The sequence below is a fragment of the Neptunomonas antarctica genome (assembly GCF_001305295.1).
Lineage (GTDB): Bacteria > Pseudomonadota > Gammaproteobacteria > Pseudomonadales > Balneatricaceae > Neptunomonas > Neptunomonas antarctica.
Genome location: NZ_LJSI01000042.1, coordinates 68,969 through 89,493, shown reverse-complemented (window position 1 = coordinate 89,493; position 20,525 = coordinate 68,969). Strand labels below are relative to the sequence as shown.

The following is a 20,525-nucleotide window of genomic DNA, read 5'->3' as shown; positions in this document are numbered from 1 at the left end:
CTGTTTATTATAATATTTATTTTTTACATTCACTAATAAACAACTGTTTGAACACTTCAAAATCCTGCATGTTAATGGTTTGCGGTGGCGTAACAAAATCGGCGACTAACTCATCAAAGCACTGCTGGTATGGATCTACTGCGACCCGTGTATTCTCTTCCCTGAAATGCACCCAGGTATAACTTTTTTTGTCGTTTAGCAGGTCGTAGCTTTTCGTCACCGAGCCAATACAGGTCGTCGGCCTGTCATCAAGCTGGCGCTTAGGCTTAAGGCTCAGGCTGGATAATGCAGACTTTATCAGCGATTTTTGCGGTGCTTGATCTGATTCGTTATCTGATCCTGAGCTATCGAGCGACTCCAGCGCCATCAATGTGGCGGGATTAACATTAATATCTACCTCTAAAATCGCTTCAGATATTAAACGTGCCGATTGAATACCGCCGTTACAACGATCGCCGCCTTCACCGATACTGGTAATAAAGGCCCGCGAGCCTTCGCTTAAATGTGGAAGACGGCCAATCACATAAATCGACGCTTGTGTTTCTTTTTGCGATTCCTTGTCATGTACCAGTAATAACTCCATCGCCTTATCCAGCGTACCTATGGGTTGATACACCACGTATCCTTGCGCTTCTCCGGAGGTATTTTCTGGTCGCTTAGCATAGTAGCTACCATCCGGCGTTTGCTTAACGACGATGCTCTGATACTCATCAGAACAACGGCTCATATCAAATGCGCCCCCTTCGTCTTCCTGGCTTTTCAATCCATTGAGACACAACGGATGAAACAGAGGGACCGAATCCGGCCCTTCATAGGTGGCACCTGCATAAGCCATTCCAGTAAAAGGTATGGTGGCGAGTAAAGAGACCAAAGCTAACGATATGAAACGCATTTATGCTCCTGAAACCGTGTATGAGTGTTATTTGCTACTCTTTTTCATAGAGGAGTAGAAGGTATGGGTAGCAAATTTGAACCGTAGGATAGCAAAATATGACGCAATAATATGCGTCTAAACCGTACTAAGGTAATTAGCTGTGTGCTAGTGTCTGCGACATTAATATATAAGGAGGCTTTCTGCATGAATGCTGACAAATCAATACTTATTACCGGCTGCTCAAGCGGCATTGGCTTACAGGTTGCGCTAGGTCTACAAGAGCGTGGTTATCGTGTTTTTGCATCGGCACGCCTCGCCACCGATGTGGCTATGCTGCAACAACGTGGCTTAGAAGCGTGCCAACTGGACCTTGATGACAGCTGTTCAATTGAAGCGGCGGTGGATTGGCTGTTAACACAAACCGGAGGGACACTTTATGCGCTGTTTAATAATGGTGCCTACGGCCAGCCTGGCGCCGTTGAAGATTTGAGCCGCGATGTACTTCGTCAGCAATTTGAAACTAACCTGTTCGGCACGCTGGAACTTACCAACCTGCTGATTCCAGTGATGCGGCGCCAGGGTTATGGCCGTATTATTCAAAACAGCTCAGTGCTGGGGCTGATTAGCATGAAATACCGGGGCGCCTACAATGCCAGCAAATTTGCACTGGAAGGTCTGACAGATACGCTACGCCAGGAATTGCATGGCAGCGGCATTTTTGTATCATTGGTTGAACCGGGTCCGATTTCTAGCGATTTCAGAAAAAACGCCTATACCAAGTTTAAACAGAATATTGTTATTGAAGGCAGCGCCCATCAACGCACGTATGAAGCCGTAGAAAAACGCTTAGCGGCTCAACCTGATCCTGAAAAAAAGGACCCCTTCACGCTAGGGCCAGAAGCCGTGCTCAAAAGAGTAATTCACGCACTTGAAGCCAAAAAACCAAAGGCACGCTATTACGTCACCGTTCCTACCTACCTGTTTGCTTATTTAAGAAGACTGTTGTCGGCCAATATGCTGGATTTAGTGCTGCGCAGGGCCGCGGATAGCGAGAATAAATAGCGGGAAAAAATAGTGATAACAGATAGCGTCGACAATTAGTTGACACTATCTACTACACTCTATAAAGTTGACTATATCAACTAAATAGAGGTTTTCCATGTCGTCGCTTTTATTAAAGGACTCATCACAAGAGCCAGCACCGCAACCATCATCACTCAGCGAGACCCTGCACCGCCTGACACATACGTACAAGTCACGGTTACGCGAAACCATTAAAGAAAAGCAGATCCCTCTACCGATCACGCATATTCGGGCACTTAAAGGAATTAGCCGTAATCCAGCCTGCACCGCTCACTCTATTGCCCAGCGTATGCAGCGCGACAAAGCGCAGATTACCCGCGTGCTCAACGAACTGCTTAAAGACGGCCTGATAGCTAAAATCGACAACCCAAAAGACCGTCGTAGTCAGTTGTTGCAACTCACCTCCAGCGGGGAGTTGATCATGGCACAGCTCAACGCCGTCGAGCAGCAAATAACCGCCCAAATGACATGTAACCTGAGCGAACAAGATGTCGCTGCTTTTATACGCATCTCAAATTCAATAAACGACAACCTCAGCGACCAGACCCTTCAATCACAGCCAGATAACCAGAGCGCGTCAACAGACCCGCAGGTATAGGAGTAAAGTAATTGTGAACAGACCCGCACCCAGAACACTCGACGTAATGCGTACAACTTATGTAACTCCGCACATGCTGCGCGTCACGCTTGGCGGTGAAGGCCTAAACAGCTTCCCCGCTAATCAGGCAAGCACCTACATCAAACTGATCTTTCCGCAACCCGCTGATGCCCGACCCCTACTCCGTACCTATACCGTGCGACAGCAACGAGCGAGCGAAATCGACGTAGACTTCGTGATTCATGACGCGGCAGGCCCCGCCTCAGCGTGGGCTGTTCAGGCGACTCCCGGCGATAGAATATTGGTGGGTGGCCCCGGCCCTAAAAAAGAGATCGATCCAACATCCGATTGGTTTCTTCTTATTGGAGATATGACCGCCCTGCCAGCTATTAGCGTCAATATCGCCTCACTACCGCACGATGCTACGGGCTATGCGGTGATCGAAGTCATCGATGCAAGCGATATTCAAGCCTTGCCGCATCCGGAAAACTTCGAACTGCATTGGGTCATAAATCCGATTACCGACCCTAATGGCAACACCCTACTAGAGTGTGTTCGCCAGCTCACATGGTTAAAAGGCCAGGTGTCCGTATGGGCAGCATGCGAGTTCAGTAGCATGCGTGTGCTACGCAAGTATTTTAAGGAAGAACGCAAGGAGCAGACACACCAACTCTATATCTCCAGCTATTGGAAACTCGATAGCAACGAAGATCAGCATAAACAGGCGAAACGGGAAGATTCGGAGGCAAGTTGAGCTTTACCGGGACAATGAAGCAAAAGGTTTTAAAGGAATAAATCATGGGTGCCTGGGGAATAGGTGTATTCGATGATGATACATCTTGTGAAGTTATTGAAGATGCTATGGATGAAGGCTTGTCAATATCCGAGTTAGTTGATCAGGCTATATCTTCTTCTGAATGCAAATATCTTGAATATACCGAGTGCCATGAAATAATTGTCGCTGCGGCAATGGTAAACTCTTTAATCAATAAAGTTTCTTATGACGGAATAGATGGCCTGGATAAGTGGTTATCTAAACAACATCTAGACACTGTTGTTCCGTTTAAAGGTAAGTTAGCGGCTGCATTATCCCGCGTTCTGGGTGAATCATCAGAATTAAATGAGCTTTGGGCTGGAAACGAAGATGATTATCCAACGTGGAAAGCGAATCTTGAGGCTATAATTCATGACCTCAGCAGTTAACAAGCGGCTGCACAGGGTGTGATGCGAACTTTACGCTGGTGGACACCAAAGATAGTCATTCAAGGCAAGTCTAAATGTGTCAGGTTTTTTTACAATGCTAGAGTGTAGATAGCCGCTGCCGATAGTAGAAGTTACCTCAAAGATAGCTTGATATTGAGCCATCTCAGTCCGTATCATATTGAGTAAACGGGACAGTAAATTGCAGGGACCGTTGTGCAAACACTGGCTAACCTGTAAATCGAGAGACACTAGTCATGTGGGCGTTGAATTTTCGCTTACCTTTAAATAAAAGTTAGTTCGTTGCGCTTTAAATGCCACTTTCTTGCTCCCTCACCTTGTCAAATTAACCGGGCGTGAAGGGTGTTTTTTGATTCAGTAGAAGCTTCTTACAGACCACGCCAGATGCTTTGTGATTGCTAACAAACGAAACAAATTAAAAAGTAGCGAGCCTCGACAACCGTCATCGCAATCGCGGACCGGCCTTGATAATAGATGCTCAGTAAATAGAGCCTTTTTTATGCGCAGGGTGTCAGGATTTTTTACATCTAAAACTTAAAAAATTACATTAATTTATTAAGTATTTGTAATAATTGGATATTTATTAGTTGGACCGATTTTTGCTTTCAATATGTATCATATTTGCGACACTTTTATTAGATCGCCGCGCATAACCAAATTGAAATATTGAAAGGAATATCACATGAAATTTATATCACTATCACTTTTTTGTATAATGTTTTTTGTTGGCACGGCGAACGCAAGTCTAATTGGATTTTACGGTCTTGACGGTAATGGAGATGAAAAAACAGGACTAGGGCCAGATTTAACTGAGCCTGCAGGAACTGTAAATTATGTTACTGGCCTAGATGGTCTTGCCGCTTCATTTGATGGTACTGGTAATTCTTGGTTAAGAGCTTCGATTAACTCAAGTGGCGATACTGTACCTAACTTCAGCTGGGGAACGTGGATAAAATTAAGTGATCCAACTGCTTGGAATATATTCTTGTCGAATGATAATGGTTCCTGGGATCGTTTTTCACAGGTTAAGAATGGGAAATGGTCAGTAAGTAAAAATGGTGTTAAGAATTCACCTATTGCTGCAACCACAGACTGGACATTTATTGCACATACTTTTGATGGAGTAACTCAAAAGCTTTATGTTGATGGGAATCCTGTATTCTCGTTTGCTGATGGCTTAAATCCTTCGCATTCATTCATAGATATAGGTCGAAACGCAAATAGCGCATACCCACTTAACGGGCTAATGGACGGCGTATTCTTTTTTGATCAAACTCTTACTTCTCTAGAAGTGGCAACCATTAGAGCCGGTGGAGCTAGCGGCAACGGTGTGCTTCAAGTTGGTGGTGTTACTGTCCCAGAACCATCTACACTTGCCATTTTTGCCCTAGGACTGATGGGTGTAGCCGTCCGTCGATTTAAAAAACAATCTTAATATTACTTCGCTATTGAAATTAATTATCGACGACGAAATGCCTGTATAAACCCATGCAACCCGACGTCGACCCACTCTTTTAATAAATGAGTGGCATCAAAAAGCATCTGTCCATTTGGCGATGCTTTTTTTATTTCCTTTATATAAAAAGCATGCTGCGTTAACCGACCCTTGAATGATCGGATTGAATATTCGGGCAAGATTTTCCAGCTGTTTGTTACGACGTAATAGCCAGTTTCAATGACGCTATTTGTGCCGGAGTAGTCAGGAAGCCGCCACGAAAATTAATTTCATAATGGCTGCCTGATAGAGTCTGATTCTGTATCGACGTGTTACTGGAGGACAACAGGTATAAAGGAGAAAACTTCTTCGCTTTTTGGATCTACCGTCATTTCAATCCAGCTATTATCTTCTTCGCCAAAAACTTGCACACGTGTGAAGTTCGCCGTCAGACGTCCGTCATCTTCGTACATAGGCTTGTCTACTTTATAGTAGTGAGAGTCACCATGAACTAACAAGACCTGACCGCCGAATTTGTGCGTCTCAGCCTGCAATGTATGATAAAAATCGCTGAAACCGTTTTTTTCGTTCAGGCTTGGCAGGAAGTCGTCTTTGTAACCGCCATCAGAAAGCTCGAATGGGAAAAAAATATCAGCCTGAATAACGATGGCGATACCTGCATATTCGTTATCACGCGCTTCTTTGAAAGACGCTTCAAGCCATTCAATATTTTTTGCATTACGGGCTTCGTATTCATTTGTCGCCGCATCACAATCCACTTCTGTACGTTTGGATTTCTTAATGCAGTGTTTTTCTTTGCCAATCAGATTATTGTTACTTCCCGGAACGGCCAGCGCTACAAATTCAACATTATTCATCGTGAAACGGCTGTTTTCGCTATATGCGTTACCGTCAACCGCTTGTCTTTTAACTGCAATTGGATGCTTGCCTTGAGTGTTTTCTGTTTTGAAGAAGACATTGCGCAGGTAGTCCAAACGTTCCAGCGGATCATAGCCGCCATTGCTGGTACGGTGACAATCTGTCCATTCATTATCGCCAACGCTATAAAGTGTAGGTGCTTTTAATGCATTAAAGGTATTAACAATGTTCGCACCAATGGCGTCGTCTGTACATTTTGTATGCCCGTTTTTGGTATCACCGGTAAACAAGGTGACACTCAGATTATGAGCATTCATCGAATCAACTGTTTGTCTGGCTCTCTTTTCTTTAAGTGCCATATCGTCGCTGTAAAATTGATCTCCCCACAAACCGACTTTCAATACCGAAGCAGACTCAGCCGGTGTGGCGTGAACAGTTGCGGACACCAGAGCGAATGCTCCGAGGGCCGTTAAGGCAACATGTTTAAGCATATGCGATTTCTCCGAAAGAAAAATAAGAACACCAAGACAGCGCTCATTAATTTATTACATAATTCGGAGCACACTATATAGGCCTTATTTTACAAACAGATGTCGTTTAAATGACTGAATTTAAACCTACGGCAAGTTGCCTGAAAGGTAATGCGCAGGAAAGCTCATTTCGTCTGAGCGCCAGTGTGCATAAAAGCTGTCTGAAAAAGTTGAAACTGAAGGGACATTCATTGACCATTTACTCTTCGGTTAAGCGAATATCAGAGTAGTAGCTAATGGCTGAGCTTTTAGAGTTATCGGTATCGGTCATAATGGCGATGGCTTTAATGTAGCGAATCTCTTTACCAAACAGTTTTTGCAGGTCTGCTTTTATATTGCGCTTTTCTGTTACCCAGCCGTTGCCATCTTGATCTGCTCTGACAGCAAGCATCATAGCTTTGTCACCGGTAAACGGGTTGGGCCAGATATCATTGGCGCTCGCTTGTTGTGACCACACATAGCTGATGGCTTTGGTACTTAAAAATGTCCAGCCATCTTGCACGACGATATAAATACGCGCAGCAAAGTCGTCGCCCGCTTTTTTCTTTTCATCACTGATGGTCGGAAATTTCTCGACACGCCATGACCAGTTAAGCCAGGGAGTTTTATCCAGATCAATTTTTTGCTCGTAAAACAAACCTGATGCCGACTGCATGCTACTGGCCTGAATCACTTTTTTTTGCAGTTGCTCGTCATAAACAACGCTATAGGCGGTATCACCTGAAAAACTTTTATGTTTCCAGTCGATGATCGAGGCGGCTGAATAGCTTACATCGGCGGCATAACTACTGGTTGCCTCTATTGCGAACAGAACACCTAAGGAGAGTAGTGTTGAAAGCTTCTTCATCGTCATTATGGCATCCCATGCGTTGCTGAGGTAAACCGCGCTGGCGAGTAAAGCAATGCCACCGCGGATCAGATAAATTATGGAGTCCAGTGAATGGTTATTTTTTGCCTTTGCATGACATGCACTCCTTAAGATAATTATCTTCAAGTGCCACCGCTGCTGCGCATGAGTAATGTCTGCAAAACAGCCGGCAAAACGACTAGCCAGAAAAAAAAGCCTGACGGCTTCCCTTCAAATCACTGCTTAGGCTTTGCGCGCCAGATACACCGTATTAGTTGAGTCTGTCCCCAAATAAGGGTTCGGAAAACTCACTACGTGAGACTCACACGACTCAAATATACGATTAAGCAAAGCCATAAAATCTGCGGCTGGTGGCTCATCTGACCATAAGCCAAAGATACCTCCGGATAGAATTTTTTCTGATACATCACGTAACCCTTGCTCAGTATAAAAAGCACTATTACCTGGGTTAAGCCAATAGCTGGGCGAGTGGTCTATATCTAATAACACTGCGTGTACTTGTGGATGTGGCTGCCCTTCAGAATAAGCTAAGCCATCAAAGTCTTTGGTTTTTGACGTTGCTACATCAAAAAAATCAGCATGGATCAAGGTGCAGCGCGGGTCTGATGTTAACTGGGTACCGAGCGGCACTAATCCGCGACGATGCCAATCGATGACTGGCGCCATCACATCAACGACCTTAAGCGAGCGTACGGCTGGATTTTCCAATGCAGCCCATGCGGTATACCCTAGTCCTAAACCACCGACAACGACGTCGAGCTCATCGCCTTCTAATGCCGCAAGGCAGATTTTAGATAGCTGAATTTCGGCTTCGGTGAACAAACTGGACATTAAATATTCATCATCCAGTTTAATTTCAAAAAGGATTTTATTATTAAGTCGTGGCTCTGAACGTCGTCTAAGGCTAATGACACCTAGTGGAGTTTCCTGATAGTCCAGCTCTTCAAATACAACGGTCATAGATGTCGCCCAATTAAACACATAAATAATTCATTATTCCCTGACACGCAGGGTATCGCAAGCTTACCGCCGGTTTACATTGCATCTTCGTAGTTTTCAAACACGGCCACCCACTCTTCATAATAAGTAGGCGCATGTTGTTTGATAAATGGAAATAACCATTGCGCGGCTTTATCGGCTAAATTGAAATCATCATCCAGCGCTTCATCAACACCCGGAAAATCCATCGCATGCTCAATGGCCGCAGCACAGAGTAAAAACAGCCCGATGGAGTCGGCAATCGGTGCAAATTCCCAGCCCTCTCCTCCTTGTATGGCGCTATACACGGTAGATGTGCTGTTCGTTTCGCTGATATCAACAATAATAGGTTCGCCACCTTCATTCGCAATCAGAAACCAGCTATCTTTCCATCCAACGATTGGCGCCAGAGTTTCCGGATCAATATTATATCCAGGCATACTCCACGATAAATCAGCGGTTGTTAATATATTGATCGGACTCCCTACCCCCTCAAATATGAAGCTTTGTTGCGGACAAAGTGTATCAATGTACGCTTTTAACTCGGGCGGTAACGACACTGATTTGTGCTTCTCTAATGCGCGACTAATAGCGCCATCTACGCCTACTCTGAGTGGCAGCTCTCTTGTGCTAAAGCTGTTAATCAGATTCACTGCTGCTTGTAAGTTCATACCAAAAGCTCCTGCGATGTACTGGCTAATTGTACAGGCTAATAATTCAGGGAGGTAAGGATACAGAAACCAGACAGCAATGGACGCAAGAAATCAGGTTTTTATCCGCGCTTTTAACGTTATAATGCGCATCGTTCAATTTTAGTGGGGTTTGTCATGAGAGTCTGTGGTGTTGAGTTAAAGAACAATGAAGCTATTATCTGTCTATTATCCTTGTCTGATGGGTTGTTTGATATTCCTGAGTGCAGGACAAGCCGCTTTACTTTGCTAGATAGCAACATCAGCCAGAACTTAAAAGACTTCCAGTTTAGCTTTGCTAAATTGATGGAAGATTACAAAGTGGACAAGATCGTCATCAATCAGGCACCGATGAAAGGTAAGTTTGCCGGCGGCGCTATCGCGTTCAAAATGGAAGCGACTCTACAGCTTGCAGAAGAACTTGATGTTGAGATTATGTCAGCATCCGAGATAAAAGAAGTACTTAAATACAATCCGTTAAGTATCCCTTTTAAAGAAACCGGTTTAAAGCCTTTCCAGCAAGTAGCCTTCACCACTGCTTTCGCTTATCAACAACGCGGGCAGCAATAAGTCAGATCGCTTTTCTGGATAGCTTACGCCAATCTGATTCCATGATTGTGTTAGCAATTGAGTGAACGATGCAGACAATGCTAAACACCTCAAACTATCTGAAAAATAGTTTGAGGTGTTATCAGGTCTTTCGCTATTAAGTGTTCTATATACGCGTTTAGAATTTTGCGGGCAGTACCGTGCTACTCACTTCACCAAAACCGATACGTGCGGCACCCTCTTTCTGGCACCAGCCTTTCAGTACAACCGTATCGCCATCATTAAGAAAAGTCCGGCTTTCACCATTTGCTAACTCAATCGCTTCTTTACCGCCGCGAGACAACTCTAGCAATGAACCTGATTGTTCGTAATCAGGGCCTGACTGTGTGCCACTTCCGAGAAAATCACCCGGTTTAAGGTTACAACCATTCACGGTGTGATGAGCGACCATCTGCGCAACAGTCCAGTAAGAATAAGAGAAATTAGATAATGAAACTGACGTAGGTAGTTGATTTTCATTGCGCATTTTTTCAGTTTGAATCAATACTTCTAACTTTATATCAAATGCACCCTGCTCTCGGTTAGCGTCTGACTCAAGATATGGCAGTGGCTGAGGATCGGCAATATCACGTGTCCATGATGTACGGTAAGGAGCCATCGCTTCGAGTGTGACTATCCATGGAGAAACCGTAGAGGCAAAGTTTTTCGCCAAAAACGGACCTAATGGCTGATATTCCCATGCCTGAATATCGCGGGCAGACCAGTCGTTGAACATGCAAAAACCAAATACATGATCATCACTGTTATCCAGCGCAATTCGATCACCCATCTCATTGCCCTGACCGATATAGATACCCAGCTCAAGTTCATAATCCAGACGTTTACAAGGACCTAAGGTTGGTGCTTCGGCATCTGGCGCTTTCGTTTGCCCCATAGGACGATGAAAAGTCTGGCCCGAAACACCAATTGAAGAGGAACGGCCATGGTAGCCAATCGGCACCCATTTATAGTTTGGCAGCAATGGGTTGTCTGGACGGAACAATTTACCGACACTGGTGGCATGATGAACAGAGGTATAGAAATCGGTATAGTCACCGATGGTCGCTGGCAGATCAAATTCCACATCAGACTGAGCAATTAAGCAGCTTTCTAAGGCGTTGTCGGATCCTTCTCTTAACGCGCGTGACAGTACTAAACGTAATGCAGACGCGTAAGCAGAACCCATTCCCATAAACTGGTTCAACGTAGGTTGTGAGCAAGCTTGGACTGCATCAGCAGCCTCACCAGAAAAGAACTTTTTTTCAGCGACACATGCCAGGTCAATTACCTGATCACCAATAGCTACGCCACCGCGAAATGCTTCGCTGGAACCTGCACGACGAAAAATAGCAAATGGAAGGTTTTGAATCGGAAAATCACAGTCAGTTCGATTTGCACTGGCTACCCAACTTTTTAACGTCAGGTCGTGGGTTTCGTTCAACTTATTCAACGTTTTCAACTTAAGCGAATCTGTCATATTAATAACTCTCTGTTCTTGTTCTATCTACCCAGAAACAATAAAAACGAAAGCCCTGTTACTGGCTTTCGCTTATCTATTCAATTTTTTATAAAGAGCTGTCAGCGTTTTATAAAAAAGCAGTGCGTTGGCTTATTTAGGCGCGAATTCTTCTTCATGCATCCACGCGGCATGCTTCGGAGCTTTTTTAGTGCGCGCCCACTCTTCGAGCATCAACGGAGCAACTTCTTTTAGCTGCTGCATCTGCTCATCGGTTCCTGTCAGGCAGGTTAATTCAAGACGATGACCATTGGGATCAAAGAAATAAATAGACTTAATAATACCGTGATTGGTTGGGCCTAATACGTCCAGACCCTTAGCTTCTAGTTCTGCTTTAGCCTCTACCAATGCGTCGTAGTTTTTAACACGAAAAGAGATATGCTGCACCCATTCTGGCGTCATACGGTCACGATCCATCTTGGGTTTAGTCGGCAACTCAAAGAACGCCAGAATGTTGCCATTACCTGCATCCAAAAACACATGCATATAGGGATCAGGTTCTTTCGTTGAGGGTACAAGATCTTCAGCAATCGCCACCAGAAACTCCATATTGAGCATCTTTTGATAAAATTCAACCGTTTCTTTTGCATCGTTGCAGCGATAAGCGACGTGATGGATCTGCTCAAGTTTAATCATGGCTATACCCTCAGCTAACTATTGTTGTTTGTATTTCATCCATACTAGTAACATTCGTTACCGATGTCAAAAATTGAAAAATATCGCTAAATAGCTGTTAAATAAGGATTTAATATTAGATTGTTGATTATTTCCTATCAGGAAATTGTATTTTTACATTTTACATCCTAAGATGGCTAACCAGTTTACTTCTACTACGATGCTTATGACTTCTCAAAAAAAAGTAACCGCGACACAAGCCAGCACACTGCAGTTAAGCCGCTTTTTTCCATATCGGTTGGCGATGCTGAATGCTTCTGTAAGCGCAGTGATTGCACAACTTTATTGCGGGCGTTTCAACTTAACCCCTCAGGAATGGCGTGTTTTGGCGGCCTTAGGTGAAAATCCGAAGATGTCAGCTAAAGAGATTGCAGCGTTTACTTGTATGGAGAAAATGCAGGTAAGTCGGGCCATTTCAAATTTGAAGAAAGCGGCGTTACTTATTCAGCAAACGGATGCCAAAGATCGTCGTTTTTCCAGCGTTTGCCTCTCCGAGCAAGGTCAGCAAATTTACCTGAAAATTGTCCCTTTGGTAATCACCAGGGAAGATTATTTATTGTCGACGCTGTCCAAGGATGAACAACAATTGTTTAATCAGTTTATTGATCGTATTGCCTTACAGGCTGATACACTTAAGCAATTAGGCTAATTTACGACAATATTTAATAAAAGTTTCATATTATCGGGGGTGTTTTTTTGTAACAATGCGCCCGTCTTACTTAAACCTGATACGGCGAGACCTACAGATGAAGATAAAGAAGAGTAATTTAGATGCTGTTGTTCAATGGATTGACGTAAAACTTGCCAAAGATGACAAGTTTCCATTTGACCTTTCTTTAGACAAAGGAAGCTCTTCAAAAGCATCTAAAAAAAACCTAAAGGCACTTAAAGCCTGGCGTAAATGCTCACATAACGTAAATGAAGTGCGAGAGTGGTGCCAAGAATGGCTTGATGAAAAACACGAATCTACCTTGTTCCTGGCGCTGGAACATAATAATACTCATAAAGCAGACCAGATACTCAAAATCACGCTACAGGCTTTTGATTTATTGACGGATCAGGCGGATAAACAGGGTTTGTCTCCTTCTGAATTAATCGTCGCGCATTTGTCTGAAAAACAGTCTAAGCCATCTAAACTACCTAAGACGCCTAAACCACCGAAATCATCTAAATAGCTAATACCCACTAAATATGTCAGTGACGTCTTAACCGCACGCCACTGGCTAATAGCACACCACACGTAATAAACCCAAGCCCTACCCATGCAGCCATTTGTATCGGTTCACCTAATAAATATACCCCCCCCAATACAGCAAGTACGGGGGTGAAGGCCCCAATGGCAGATGTATTTTCGGCACCCAGTTGACGTACAGCAAAACCATAACTGAAACCGGTAATAAGCCCAACGCAAAGCACCTGTACAAACACCTGATACAGTGTTTGTTCAATAGGGGCCTGGACTATATTTAGCTCCCATAACCCTACAAGCAACCCCACCAGTAATATGCCACCAGATGCCACGCATAACCACGCCGCCGCATCCAGGGGCCGCAATCCAGAAAGCTTTAAACTGACGGTAAATATTGCCCAGGAAAGACTCGCACACAGAAAAAACAGATCCCCCTTCCAATGACTTGGGCCCGTACTCATAATCGATATAAACAAGATTGCTGAAATACCCACGAAAATAGCACAAAGCCCCCATGCTCGCTGCGTTGTTAGCTTTTCGCGATAAAAAACCACCGCAGCAAACGTAACGAATAAAGGAAAGGTTCCGGTAATTAATAATCCGGCATCCGCTACCGGTGCATAGCTCATACCTGTTGATGATAAATAAAAAAAAGGAATGCCCGCGCCGAATAAAATTCCGCTGAGGTAACGCTTAGGAGTTTGTCGCAGAGAAGGCAGTGCTTTGATAAAAACAGGCAATAGAATCAGACCCGTGAGACCGTAACGTAGCACGGCCAGATCAATAGTGGAAAGTTGTGACTGAGTTCCCGCTCTCATTGATATCAACCAGCTCGCCCAGATAATAATAGTCACCAGCGCAGCCATAATGCCACCTTGATTTGGTGAAAAATACGTTAGGCGCTTGAGTGCTATTGTGTTCATGGGAATGTCTTCATTAATAAAAACGCTATTATCATTGAAGACAGCGACGCATGTCCTTGCTAACTTAACCCTATATTAGATTGTAATTAGCATATAATGCTAAAATAACATCAGATAAACAGGCATCATGCTATCTATGGATAAAATAGATTTAAAAATCGCTTCACTACTTCAGTTGGACGGTCGTCTGAGTAATGTCCAACTGGCGGATAAGATAGGATTATCCCCTTCGCCTTGTTTAAGACGTTTAAAAAACTTAGAAGATAACGGTATAATTACGGGGTACTTTGCTGCTCTGGATCGACAGCAGCTTAACTTAGGGATGACTATTTTTGTTGATGTCAGCCTCGACAACCACCGTGACGAAGCGAGTTTGCAGTTTGAGAATGCGATATTGAAGATGGAGCATGTCATTAGTTGCTTTGTTGTATCAGGAGCGTCCGACTATCGCCTGGAAGTAGTCGTATCTGACTTAATTAACTACGAACTATGGCTAAAAACCCTGCAATGTCTTCCCGTTGTTAAAGACATTCAGAGTAATTTCGCCATACGAGCTGTTAAAACCGCCGCACCGCTGCCGATTAAGCCTTAGTTATTATATGTGTATCTGCATTACGGCGTCTTGATACAATCACGTCCTGCATCTTTTGCGGCATAGAGCAGGTCGTCACTGCGCTTAAAAATCTCTTCTGCAGAAGTATCAGAATCAAGAATTTCGGTTACACCAATACTAATAGTGTAATGAATAGCTATATTATTATATAACACTGCATTTTGCCGATTGGCGGATAAAATCCTTTGTGCAAGCGCAAGCGTTTCCTCTATTGATGTATTAGGCATCAACACAACAAACTCCTCACCTCCATACCGGGCAAACACGTCGGTGTTTCGCAACAATTTCTGAGTAACCCTAGCGAGAGAACGTAAGACTTCATCCCCTGCCTGATGCCCATGTTCATCGTTAACTTTCTTAAAAAGATCAATATCAATGATCATCAGAGAGAATGGATGATGATACCTGCGCGCCCTTTCGAACTCTTGTTCCAGACTTTTCTGGAATACGTAACGGTTATTTATCCCTGTCAGACTGTCTTGTTCCGCTTGTATCTTAAGTTTTTTTTCTGCGTCTTTGCGTTTTCTGATTTCTTTTTTTAACCTCATCGTTAGTAAAAAAAGATACGCGATAACGCCCGCAGCTATCAAAAAAGGAATAATAAGTAGCTGTATCCACTGCTTGTAAGCACCCCAAAGGTCATGCTGCGCAGGCTGATAAAGAAAACCCTCTAAATTGACCGTCTCAATCAACCCTAATGACTGATATATTTCCGCAATTCTTTGCCAACGTTCTTTATTAACATAACCAATTTCAACGACATCTGAATACATTAGTTGCTTGATCTGTTCCGCTTCATATATAAGAAAATCTTTATCGTAATGCGGACCTCGGGTGGGGTACTTATTCATTATAAGCGTTGCGATCTCTTCGGTATTGTCCATCGCATACTTCCAGCCTTTTAAGCTAGCAGCGCGAAATTTCTCTACAATATCGGGATGATCGTCCAACATTTTTTGACGGGTAAAAAGTAAGTCACCATAAAAATCGATACCGTAGCTTATGGGTTCAATAGCAACAGGAACCTGTCCGGATTTTTCAATGAAATAAGGCTCATCCGTGCTGTATGCCGGTATCAGTTGCGTATGGCCCAACAGTAGATCGCTCAAGTCCCATGTTGGAAAGTGATTGTTTAAATTGCTGAGATCAAGCTTGGACACTTTCAATGCCGCAAGAGCTTCTGCATCCATTCGGTCATCGCCAGCATTAGGCAAGTTTAGCGAAATAGGCCTTTGCGAACCTATATCTTCTAACCGATTAAAACCAAACTTATCCGTTGTTAAAAAAATATAGGGGGAATGCTGCATAATATTAGCGAGTACAACAAATGGCAGACCTTGGCTGTAGTTTATTAATAGATCAGTGCGGGTGGAACCAAATTGAGCACGATTAAATAACACCTCTGCTTCCGGAGCCACGGCATGTCCGGTTTCGTCATATCCGCCATTTTTAATCGTGACCTGCAGGCCGGCTTCTTTATAAAAACCTTTTTCCTTAGCGGCATAGTATCCGGCAAACTGAAATTGGTGATACCACTGCAACTGCAAAGTCACAGGCGTAAGTTCAGAGTCGGCTACTACTTCTGAGGAAATGGCCCTTGTGCAAATTGCCAATAAAGAAAAAAACATAACAAAAGCAACGATAGCCAAAAATATTTGGCGGCAGCATCTGGCCGTGTAGACTACAAAGCTTCGAAGCACCCATAGCCCCTTTACTGTATATATATTATGCATACACATCAGCATAGCAGAGGGTTGAGATTTTTTTATTACGTATAACTATTTTAGTTTGATAATATTCTATAGTCTATCGCGCACTTTTTCATATTCACGAGGCATCCATGAGCTTATTAAAATCTATTGCTAACCTGCTCAGTTCGTCCAAAGAAGCAGCCCCGACCCCCTTATATCAGGAAGAGTATAAGGGCTTTCTTATATTGGCAACGCCCGCAGCAGAAGCCTCGCAATACCGTATCAATGGTCTTATCAGCAAAGAAGGGAAGGAGCACATATTCATGCGCGCCGATGTACTGCCAAATCAGGAATTGTGCGTACAAGAAACGTTTCGTAAAGGCAGGCTGATGATAGACCAACAAGGCGAAAAGATTTTTCAGTAACCTACTCAAGGCTACTGATCCCATTAACCAAAGCGGTTCAGATGTTTTGCAGAGCTGAACCGATACGAGGCTGATTAGTGCTCTATCGGCAATTGAATATGGACGGTTGAACCTACATTAACATCTGACGTAACCGCCATATTTCCCTGATGTTGCTCTGTCACAATGTAGTAGGAAAAAGACAGGCGCTGGCCCGCATCAAAATCGGCTTCAGGTGCTTTATTACTGAAAAACGGCTCGAACAAGCACATCTGTTCTTCGTTAGTCAGTCCTATACCATTATGCTGAATTTTTATCCAAAGGCTGTCATAACACTCTGCCAGTATGATTCTAATCGTTGGCTTAAACCCGCCTTCTGTTGTATTGCCGCTAGCCAGCGCACCCTTAGTAAGGGTTTGCGCTTCACCCATTTTCAATTCCAGCGCGTGACATGCATGGCGGAACAGACTAAGAAAGACTTGTTGAAGCTCTGTGATATAACACGGTACCAAAGGCAAGTTCTTCTCAAAATGACGCTCTAGTATCACTTTACTGAAAGGTAAATTAGGAGACACTGAGATCACATCATTCGCCAGACTGATCGCATTCTCCATAATATCAACAATGTCAGCTAACTGTTTTTTCTCATGACGGCTACGGGCAAAGGTCAGGAGGTTGCTGATAATAGTAGAGACTTGTTCACCTTTATCAGACATATCATGAAGAATGGTATTTAGCTTAGAAGCCTGATCCAGCGAAGCGATGGGTTGTTGCGCGTAATCTTTGTTTGTTAGCGTATGCTGGAAGCTCTTCAGGTCCATTAAAATAGCCTGTAATGGCACATTGATATCATGCGCCATGGTGGAGGCCAGCTCTCCCATGAACGACATCTTATCATTATGAATCAGCATGTTTTCAGCAGCTGTCTGCTTGCTGATATCATCAACCAGAATAACAACGCCTGCATCCTCCTGGCCTTTTAAAGGATAGATCGTGATATCGTAATGTTCTGTACTACGCAGGCTTTGTTTCAGGTGGATAGGCGCCTGGTTTGCAATCACCTGTTGAATTTGCTCTGGTGCTATAGAAACCGTAGGGTAGGCTTCCCATAGGGTTTTACCCAACGCGTGTGCAGCAGGAATGCCTGATACATCTTCAACTTGTTTATTCCATTGAGTCACTCGGCCTTCTTTATCTAAGCCAACCAACATAAGCGGCATAGAGGTAAGAATATCTCGGATGTAAGACTCAGAAGAGCGCAGTCGATCACTGGTTATGACGTGTTGCGACACTTCCTCTTCTAGTAACTGGTTACTTGTTATTAATAAACGGTTGGACTCATCTAATGTCGCGGTCCGTTCCTTCACCCGTAGCTCAAGATCTTTACGGATGGCGGTTAATTCAAGATTAGCTTTACTAGCGCGGCGACGTGCAAAATACAGGCTGACAGCCACAATAGATAACAAAATAATCAGTGTGCCGCTGCTCCAGTTCGCCAGGATTTGCCAGTTGGTTTTTCCATTTTCATCTTTAAAAATGCTTTGAATACCCGCCTGAACCCAGAAACTCTGCATAGAAAGCAGGACTACTAATAAAATACTTTTCATAAAAACCCAATTAAACTAAAAAATCATAAAGTAAACGAAATACTGATCTTATCACTTGGCCTGATATTAACGCGGCAAAGATTACCTGTATCAATACATATAAACAACTGTCGCCAACGCTTCTGATCATTGACATATGAAGAACCGCAGAAGGTACTGCATAAGTTGTCAAAGAGCACTGTATTATGTACAGGATATGACACAAAGCCCATCATCAAACGGTAATTTAACATTCCCATAGCGTTGTTTTGCACATTAAGCAGGAAAATAATCAGTATTAATGGCCCGCTGACTTGTCCCTAACGACACATATCCATAGAATAATGCGATTTTCAAGCGAACTTTTCCCTAACGACACATATCCATGTAAAGGTCATAATTGCTATGCGCGCCAGCCAATTTCTTATCGCAACGCTCAAAGAGACTCCTTCAGATGCTGAAGTCATCAGCCACCAGTTGATGCTACGCGCCGGAATGATCAGACGCGAAGCGTCAGGACTCTACTCCTGGCTTCCTATGGGCTTACGTACACTGCGTAAAGTCGAACGTATCGTCAGAGAAGAGATGGATAATGCCGGCGCCATGGAAATACTAATGCCGGCTATACAGCCAGCCGAACTATGGCAAGAATCAGGCCGCTGGGAACAGTATGGTCCTGAACTATTGCGTTTAACTGATCGCAACAATCGCGCTTTTTGTGTAGGCCCTACGCATGAAGAGGTGATTACTGATATCGTACGTAATGAAATTAAAAGTTATAAGCAACTACCCACTAATTTCTATCAGATTCAAACCAAGTTCCGTGATGAAATCCGCCCGCGTTTCGGGGTAATGCGCTCACGTGAATTTATCATGAAAGATGCCTACTCTTTTCATGCCTCGCGTGAATCGCTGGAAGCCACTTACGAAATTATGTACCAGGCCTACACTAATATTTTCACGCGCTTAGGTCTCGATTTCCGTCCTGTTATCGCTGATAACGGCTCCATCGGCGGAAATGGCTCACATGAATTTCATGTGCTGGCCTCTTCTGGCGAAGACGATATCGCTTTTTCTGACGGCAGTGATTATGCCGCCAATGTTGAGATGGCAGAAGCCATCGCTCTAGGTGAAAGAGCCACACCTTCTGCTGAAATGACGCTGATTGACACGCCCAATGCGAAAACGATTAATGCGCTGGTCGAACAGTTTAACCTGCCTATCGAGAAAACCGTTAAAACATTGATTGTTGCTGCTACTGAAGAATGCGAAGCGGACTTCATTGCTCTACTGGTACGTGGCGACCATGACCTGAACGAAATCAAAGCAGAGAAGCAGACCGGCGTTGCGTCTCCGCTGCTTTTTGCAACTGAAGAAGAAGTGTTGAAGGTGATGGGCGCAGGCCCGGGTTCATTAGGCCCGTTGAATCTGACTATCCCCTGCATTATTGACCGCAGTGTTGCTACTATGGCCGATTTTGCTGCCGGCGCTAACATTGAAGACAAGCATTACCTGAATATCAACTGGGAACGCGATCTGCCTACGCCGCAAATTGCCGATCTTCGCAATGTGAAAGAAGGTGACCCAAGCCCTTGCGGACAAGGAACGCTGCAAATCAAACGCGGCATTGAAGTGGGTCATATCTTCCAGCTGGGTACAAAATATTCAGAAGCAATGAATGCTACCGTTCTCAATGAAAATGGTAGAGCTACCGTATTAGAAATGGGATGTTACGGCGTTGGGATTACACGCGTTGTTGCTGCGGCCATTGAACAGAACCATGATGAAAACGGTATTATCTGGCCAGCCAGCCTGGCGCCCTTCCAGATTGCACTGGTACCATTGAACTACGATAAATCAGAAAAAGTACGTGATGTTTCGGATCAAATCTATGCTGATTTAAAAGCGGCAGGCATCGAAGTATTAATGGACGACCGTAAAGAGCGTCCGGGTGTGAAATTTGCCGATATGGAACTGATGGGACTTCCGCACCGCTTGGTTGTTTCCGAACGTGGTATCGACGCAGGTGCCTATGAATACAAAGGCCGTCGCGACACTGAAAAGCAGGATGTTCCTGCAACCGGAATTATTGAGTTTTTAAAACAGAAAGTCATTAGCTGATAACGTAAAAAAGGCTGCTTATTATTCAGCCTCAAACTACTATAAACATGAGCCTCTTCAGTCG

At 44.0% G+C, this 20,525-nt stretch carries 21 protein-coding genes; 11 read left to right on the top strand and 10 right to left on the bottom strand.

Annotated elements, in window-relative coordinates:
- Positions 1–16: 16 nt before the first annotated feature.
- Positions 17–892 (bottom strand): hypothetical protein, encoded by an 876-nt coding sequence (locus tag Nant_RS10380; protein ID WP_054341579.1) that lies wholly within the window; start codon positions 890–892, stop codon positions 17–19.
- A gap of 186 nt (positions 893–1,078) precedes the next feature.
- On the opposite strand from Nant_RS10380, the gene Nant_RS10375 reads away from it, so the two are divergent.
- The 5 genes from Nant_RS10375 to Nant_RS21555 all read left to right on the top strand — a co-directional run bounded on the left by Nant_RS10375 (position 1,079) and on the right by Nant_RS21555 (position 5,211).
- Positions 1,079–1,936 (top strand): SDR family NAD(P)-dependent oxidoreductase, encoded by an 858-nt coding sequence (locus Nant_RS10375; protein ID WP_054341578.1) that lies wholly within the window; start codon positions 1,079–1,081, stop codon positions 1,934–1,936.
- A 97-nt stretch (positions 1,937–2,033) separates the two neighbouring features.
- Positions 2,034–2,555, top strand: a complete 522-nt coding sequence (locus Nant_RS10370) for a MarR family winged helix-turn-helix transcriptional regulator (RefSeq protein WP_054341577.1) — start codon at positions 2,034–2,036, stop codon at positions 2,553–2,555.
- A gap of 13 nt (positions 2,556–2,568) precedes the next feature.
- Complete coding sequence (locus Nant_RS10365) at positions 2,569–3,309, top strand: siderophore-interacting protein (RefSeq protein ID WP_054341576.1); 741 nt, start codon at positions 2,569–2,571, stop codon at positions 3,307–3,309.
- 44 nt (positions 3,310–3,353) lie between these two features.
- A complete protein-coding gene (locus tag Nant_RS10360) occupies positions 3,354–3,758 on the top strand; it encodes a DUF4259 domain-containing protein (RefSeq protein WP_054341575.1) in 405 nt (134 codons plus the stop codon).
- Positions 3,759–4,458: 700 nt separating this feature from the next.
- Positions 4,459–5,211, top strand: a complete 753-nt coding sequence (locus tag Nant_RS21555; protein ID WP_054341574.1) for a LamG-like jellyroll fold domain-containing protein — start codon at positions 4,459–4,461, stop codon at positions 5,209–5,211.
- A gap of 332 nt (positions 5,212–5,543) precedes the next feature.
- Here Nant_RS21555 and Nant_RS10350 read toward each other — a convergent pair whose 3' ends face one another.
- The 4 genes from Nant_RS10350 to Nant_RS10335 form a co-directional block, all read right to left on the bottom strand.
- A complete protein-coding gene (locus tag Nant_RS10350) occupies positions 5,544–6,581 on the bottom strand; it encodes a hypothetical protein (protein WP_054341573.1) in 1,038 nt (345 codons plus the stop codon).
- Between the two features lie 238 nt (positions 6,582–6,819).
- Positions 6,820–7,614, bottom strand: coding sequence for a DUF3047 domain-containing protein (locus Nant_RS10345; RefSeq protein WP_054341572.1), 795 nt, complete (start codon positions 7,612–7,614; stop codon positions 6,820–6,822).
- A gap of 96 nt (positions 7,615–7,710) precedes the next feature.
- Positions 7,711–8,448, bottom strand: coding sequence for a hypothetical protein (locus Nant_RS10340; RefSeq protein ID WP_054341571.1), 738 nt, complete (start codon positions 8,446–8,448; stop codon positions 7,711–7,713).
- 74 nt (positions 8,449–8,522) lie between these two features.
- Positions 8,523–9,137 carry an SMI1/KNR4 family protein gene (locus tag Nant_RS10335; RefSeq protein ID WP_054341570.1) on the bottom strand — a complete coding sequence of 205 codons (615 nt, stop codon included), beginning with the start codon at positions 9,135–9,137 and terminating at the stop codon, positions 8,523–8,525.
- 156 nt (positions 9,138–9,293) lie between these two features.
- On the opposite strand from Nant_RS10335, the gene Nant_RS10330 reads away from it, so the two are divergent.
- Positions 9,294–9,725, top strand: a complete 432-nt coding sequence (locus Nant_RS10330; RefSeq protein WP_054341569.1) for a DUF3010 family protein — start codon at positions 9,294–9,296, stop codon at positions 9,723–9,725.
- A 157-nt stretch (positions 9,726–9,882) separates the two neighbouring features.
- Here the strand turns inward: Nant_RS10330 and fahA are convergent, their stop codons facing one another.
- Entirely contained in the window at positions 9,883–11,220 is a 1,338-nt protein-coding gene (gene fahA / locus Nant_RS10325; protein WP_202904990.1) for a fumarylacetoacetase, read from the bottom strand.
- Positions 11,221–11,352: 132 nt separating this feature from the next.
- The gene (locus tag Nant_RS10320) at positions 11,353–11,895 is read right to left on the bottom strand and encodes a VOC family protein (protein ID WP_054341568.1); all 543 of its coding nucleotides are present in this window, start codon (positions 11,893–11,895) and stop codon (positions 11,353–11,355) included.
- Between the two features lie 205 nt (positions 11,896–12,100).
- On the opposite strand from Nant_RS10320, the gene Nant_RS10315 reads away from it, so the two are divergent.
- Positions 12,101–12,583: a MarR family winged helix-turn-helix transcriptional regulator gene (locus tag Nant_RS10315; protein WP_162224937.1), complete on the top strand. Its 483-nt coding sequence runs from the start codon at positions 12,101–12,103 to the stop codon at positions 12,581–12,583.
- Positions 12,584–12,680: 97 nt separating this feature from the next.
- On the top strand, positions 12,681–13,109 hold the full coding sequence (locus Nant_RS10310) for a hypothetical protein (protein WP_054341566.1): 429 nt from the start codon (positions 12,681–12,683) through the stop codon (positions 13,107–13,109).
- A 19-nt stretch (positions 13,110–13,128) separates the two neighbouring features.
- Here Nant_RS10310 and Nant_RS10305 read toward each other — a convergent pair whose 3' ends face one another.
- On the bottom strand, positions 13,129–14,046 hold the full coding sequence (locus tag Nant_RS10305; RefSeq protein WP_082400181.1) for a DMT family transporter: 918 nt from the start codon (positions 14,044–14,046) through the stop codon (positions 13,129–13,131).
- A gap of 136 nt (positions 14,047–14,182) precedes the next feature.
- On the opposite strand from Nant_RS10305, the gene Nant_RS10300 reads away from it, so the two are divergent.
- Positions 14,183–14,638 carry an Lrp/AsnC family transcriptional regulator gene (locus Nant_RS10300; RefSeq protein ID WP_054341564.1) on the top strand — a complete coding sequence of 152 codons (456 nt, stop codon included), beginning with the start codon at positions 14,183–14,185 and terminating at the stop codon, positions 14,636–14,638.
- Between the two features lie 20 nt (positions 14,639–14,658).
- On the opposite strand, the gene Nant_RS10295 is transcribed toward Nant_RS10300, so the two are convergent.
- On the bottom strand, positions 14,659–16,392 hold the full coding sequence (locus Nant_RS10295) for a GGDEF domain-containing protein (RefSeq protein ID WP_162224936.1): 1,734 nt from the start codon (positions 16,390–16,392) through the stop codon (positions 14,659–14,661).
- 107 nt (positions 16,393–16,499) lie between these two features.
- On the opposite strand from Nant_RS10295, the gene Nant_RS10290 reads away from it, so the two are divergent.
- Positions 16,500–16,775 (top strand): HlyU family transcriptional regulator, encoded by a 276-nt coding sequence (locus tag Nant_RS10290; protein ID WP_054341562.1) that lies wholly within the window; start codon positions 16,500–16,502, stop codon positions 16,773–16,775.
- Positions 16,776–16,849: 74 nt separating this feature from the next.
- Here Nant_RS10290 and Nant_RS10285 read toward each other — a convergent pair whose 3' ends face one another.
- Complete coding sequence (locus tag Nant_RS10285) at positions 16,850–18,361, bottom strand: two-component system sensor histidine kinase NtrB (protein ID WP_054341561.1); 1,512 nt, start codon at positions 18,359–18,361, stop codon at positions 16,850–16,852.
- A 384-nt stretch (positions 18,362–18,745) separates the two neighbouring features.
- On the opposite strand from Nant_RS10285, the gene Nant_RS10280 reads away from it, so the two are divergent.
- Entirely contained in the window at positions 18,746–20,461 is a 1,716-nt protein-coding gene (locus tag Nant_RS10280; RefSeq protein WP_054341560.1) for a proline--tRNA ligase, read from the top strand.
- Positions 20,462–20,525: the final 64 nt, after the last annotated feature.

Excerpts from the sequence above, each read along its gene's own strand:
- fahA (WP_202904990.1), bottom strand. The coding sequence starts at position 11,220 with ATGACAGATTCGCTTAAGTTGAAAACGTTGAATAAGTTGAACGAAACC.
- Nant_RS10290 (WP_054341562.1), top strand. The coding sequence starts at position 16,500 with ATGAGCTTATTAAAATCTATTGCTAACCTGCTCAGTTCGTCCAAAGAA.
- Nant_RS10340 (WP_054341571.1), bottom strand. The coding sequence starts at position 8,448 with ATGACCGTTGTATTTGAAGAGCTGGACTATCAGGAAACTCCACTAGGT.
- Nant_RS10375 (WP_054341578.1), top strand. The coding sequence starts at position 1,079 with ATGAATGCTGACAAATCAATACTTATTACCGGCTGCTCAAGCGGCATT.
- Nant_RS10360 (WP_054341575.1), top strand. The coding sequence starts at position 3,354 with ATGGGTGCCTGGGGAATAGGTGTATTCGATGATGATACATCTTGTGAA.
- Nant_RS10380 (WP_054341579.1), bottom strand. The coding sequence starts at position 892 with ATGCGTTTCATATCGTTAGCTTTGGTCTCTTTACTCGCCACCATACCT.
- Nant_RS21555 (WP_054341574.1), top strand. The coding sequence starts at position 4,459 with ATGAAATTTATATCACTATCACTTTTTTGTATAATGTTTTTTGTTGGC.
- Nant_RS10300 (WP_054341564.1), top strand. The coding sequence starts at position 14,183 with ATGGATAAAATAGATTTAAAAATCGCTTCACTACTTCAGTTGGACGGT.
- Nant_RS10295 (WP_162224936.1), bottom strand. The coding sequence starts at position 16,392 with ATGCATAATATATATACAGTAAAGGGGCTATGGGTGCTTCGAAGCTTT.
- Nant_RS10370 (WP_054341577.1), top strand. The coding sequence starts at position 2,034 with ATGTCGTCGCTTTTATTAAAGGACTCATCACAAGAGCCAGCACCGCAA.
- Nant_RS10320 (WP_054341568.1), bottom strand. The coding sequence starts at position 11,895 with ATGATTAAACTTGAGCAGATCCATCACGTCGCTTATCGCTGCAACGAT.
- Nant_RS10280 (WP_054341560.1), top strand. The coding sequence starts at position 18,746 with ATGCGCGCCAGCCAATTTCTTATCGCAACGCTCAAAGAGACTCCTTCA.
- Nant_RS10310 (WP_054341566.1), top strand. The coding sequence starts at position 12,681 with ATGAAGATAAAGAAGAGTAATTTAGATGCTGTTGTTCAATGGATTGAC.
- Nant_RS10350 (WP_054341573.1), bottom strand. The coding sequence starts at position 6,581 with ATGCTTAAACATGTTGCCTTAACGGCCCTCGGAGCATTCGCTCTGGTG.
- Nant_RS10315 (WP_162224937.1), top strand. The coding sequence starts at position 12,101 with ATGACTTCTCAAAAAAAAGTAACCGCGACACAAGCCAGCACACTGCAG.
- Nant_RS10305 (WP_082400181.1), bottom strand. The coding sequence starts at position 14,046 with ATGAACACAATAGCACTCAAGCGCCTAACGTATTTTTCACCAAATCAA.
- Nant_RS10285 (WP_054341561.1), bottom strand. The coding sequence starts at position 18,361 with ATGAAAAGTATTTTATTAGTAGTCCTGCTTTCTATGCAGAGTTTCTGG.
- Nant_RS10330 (WP_054341569.1), top strand. The coding sequence starts at position 9,294 with ATGAGAGTCTGTGGTGTTGAGTTAAAGAACAATGAAGCTATTATCTGT.
- Nant_RS10335 (WP_054341570.1), bottom strand. The coding sequence starts at position 9,137 with ATGAACTTACAAGCAGCAGTGAATCTGATTAACAGCTTTAGCACAAGA.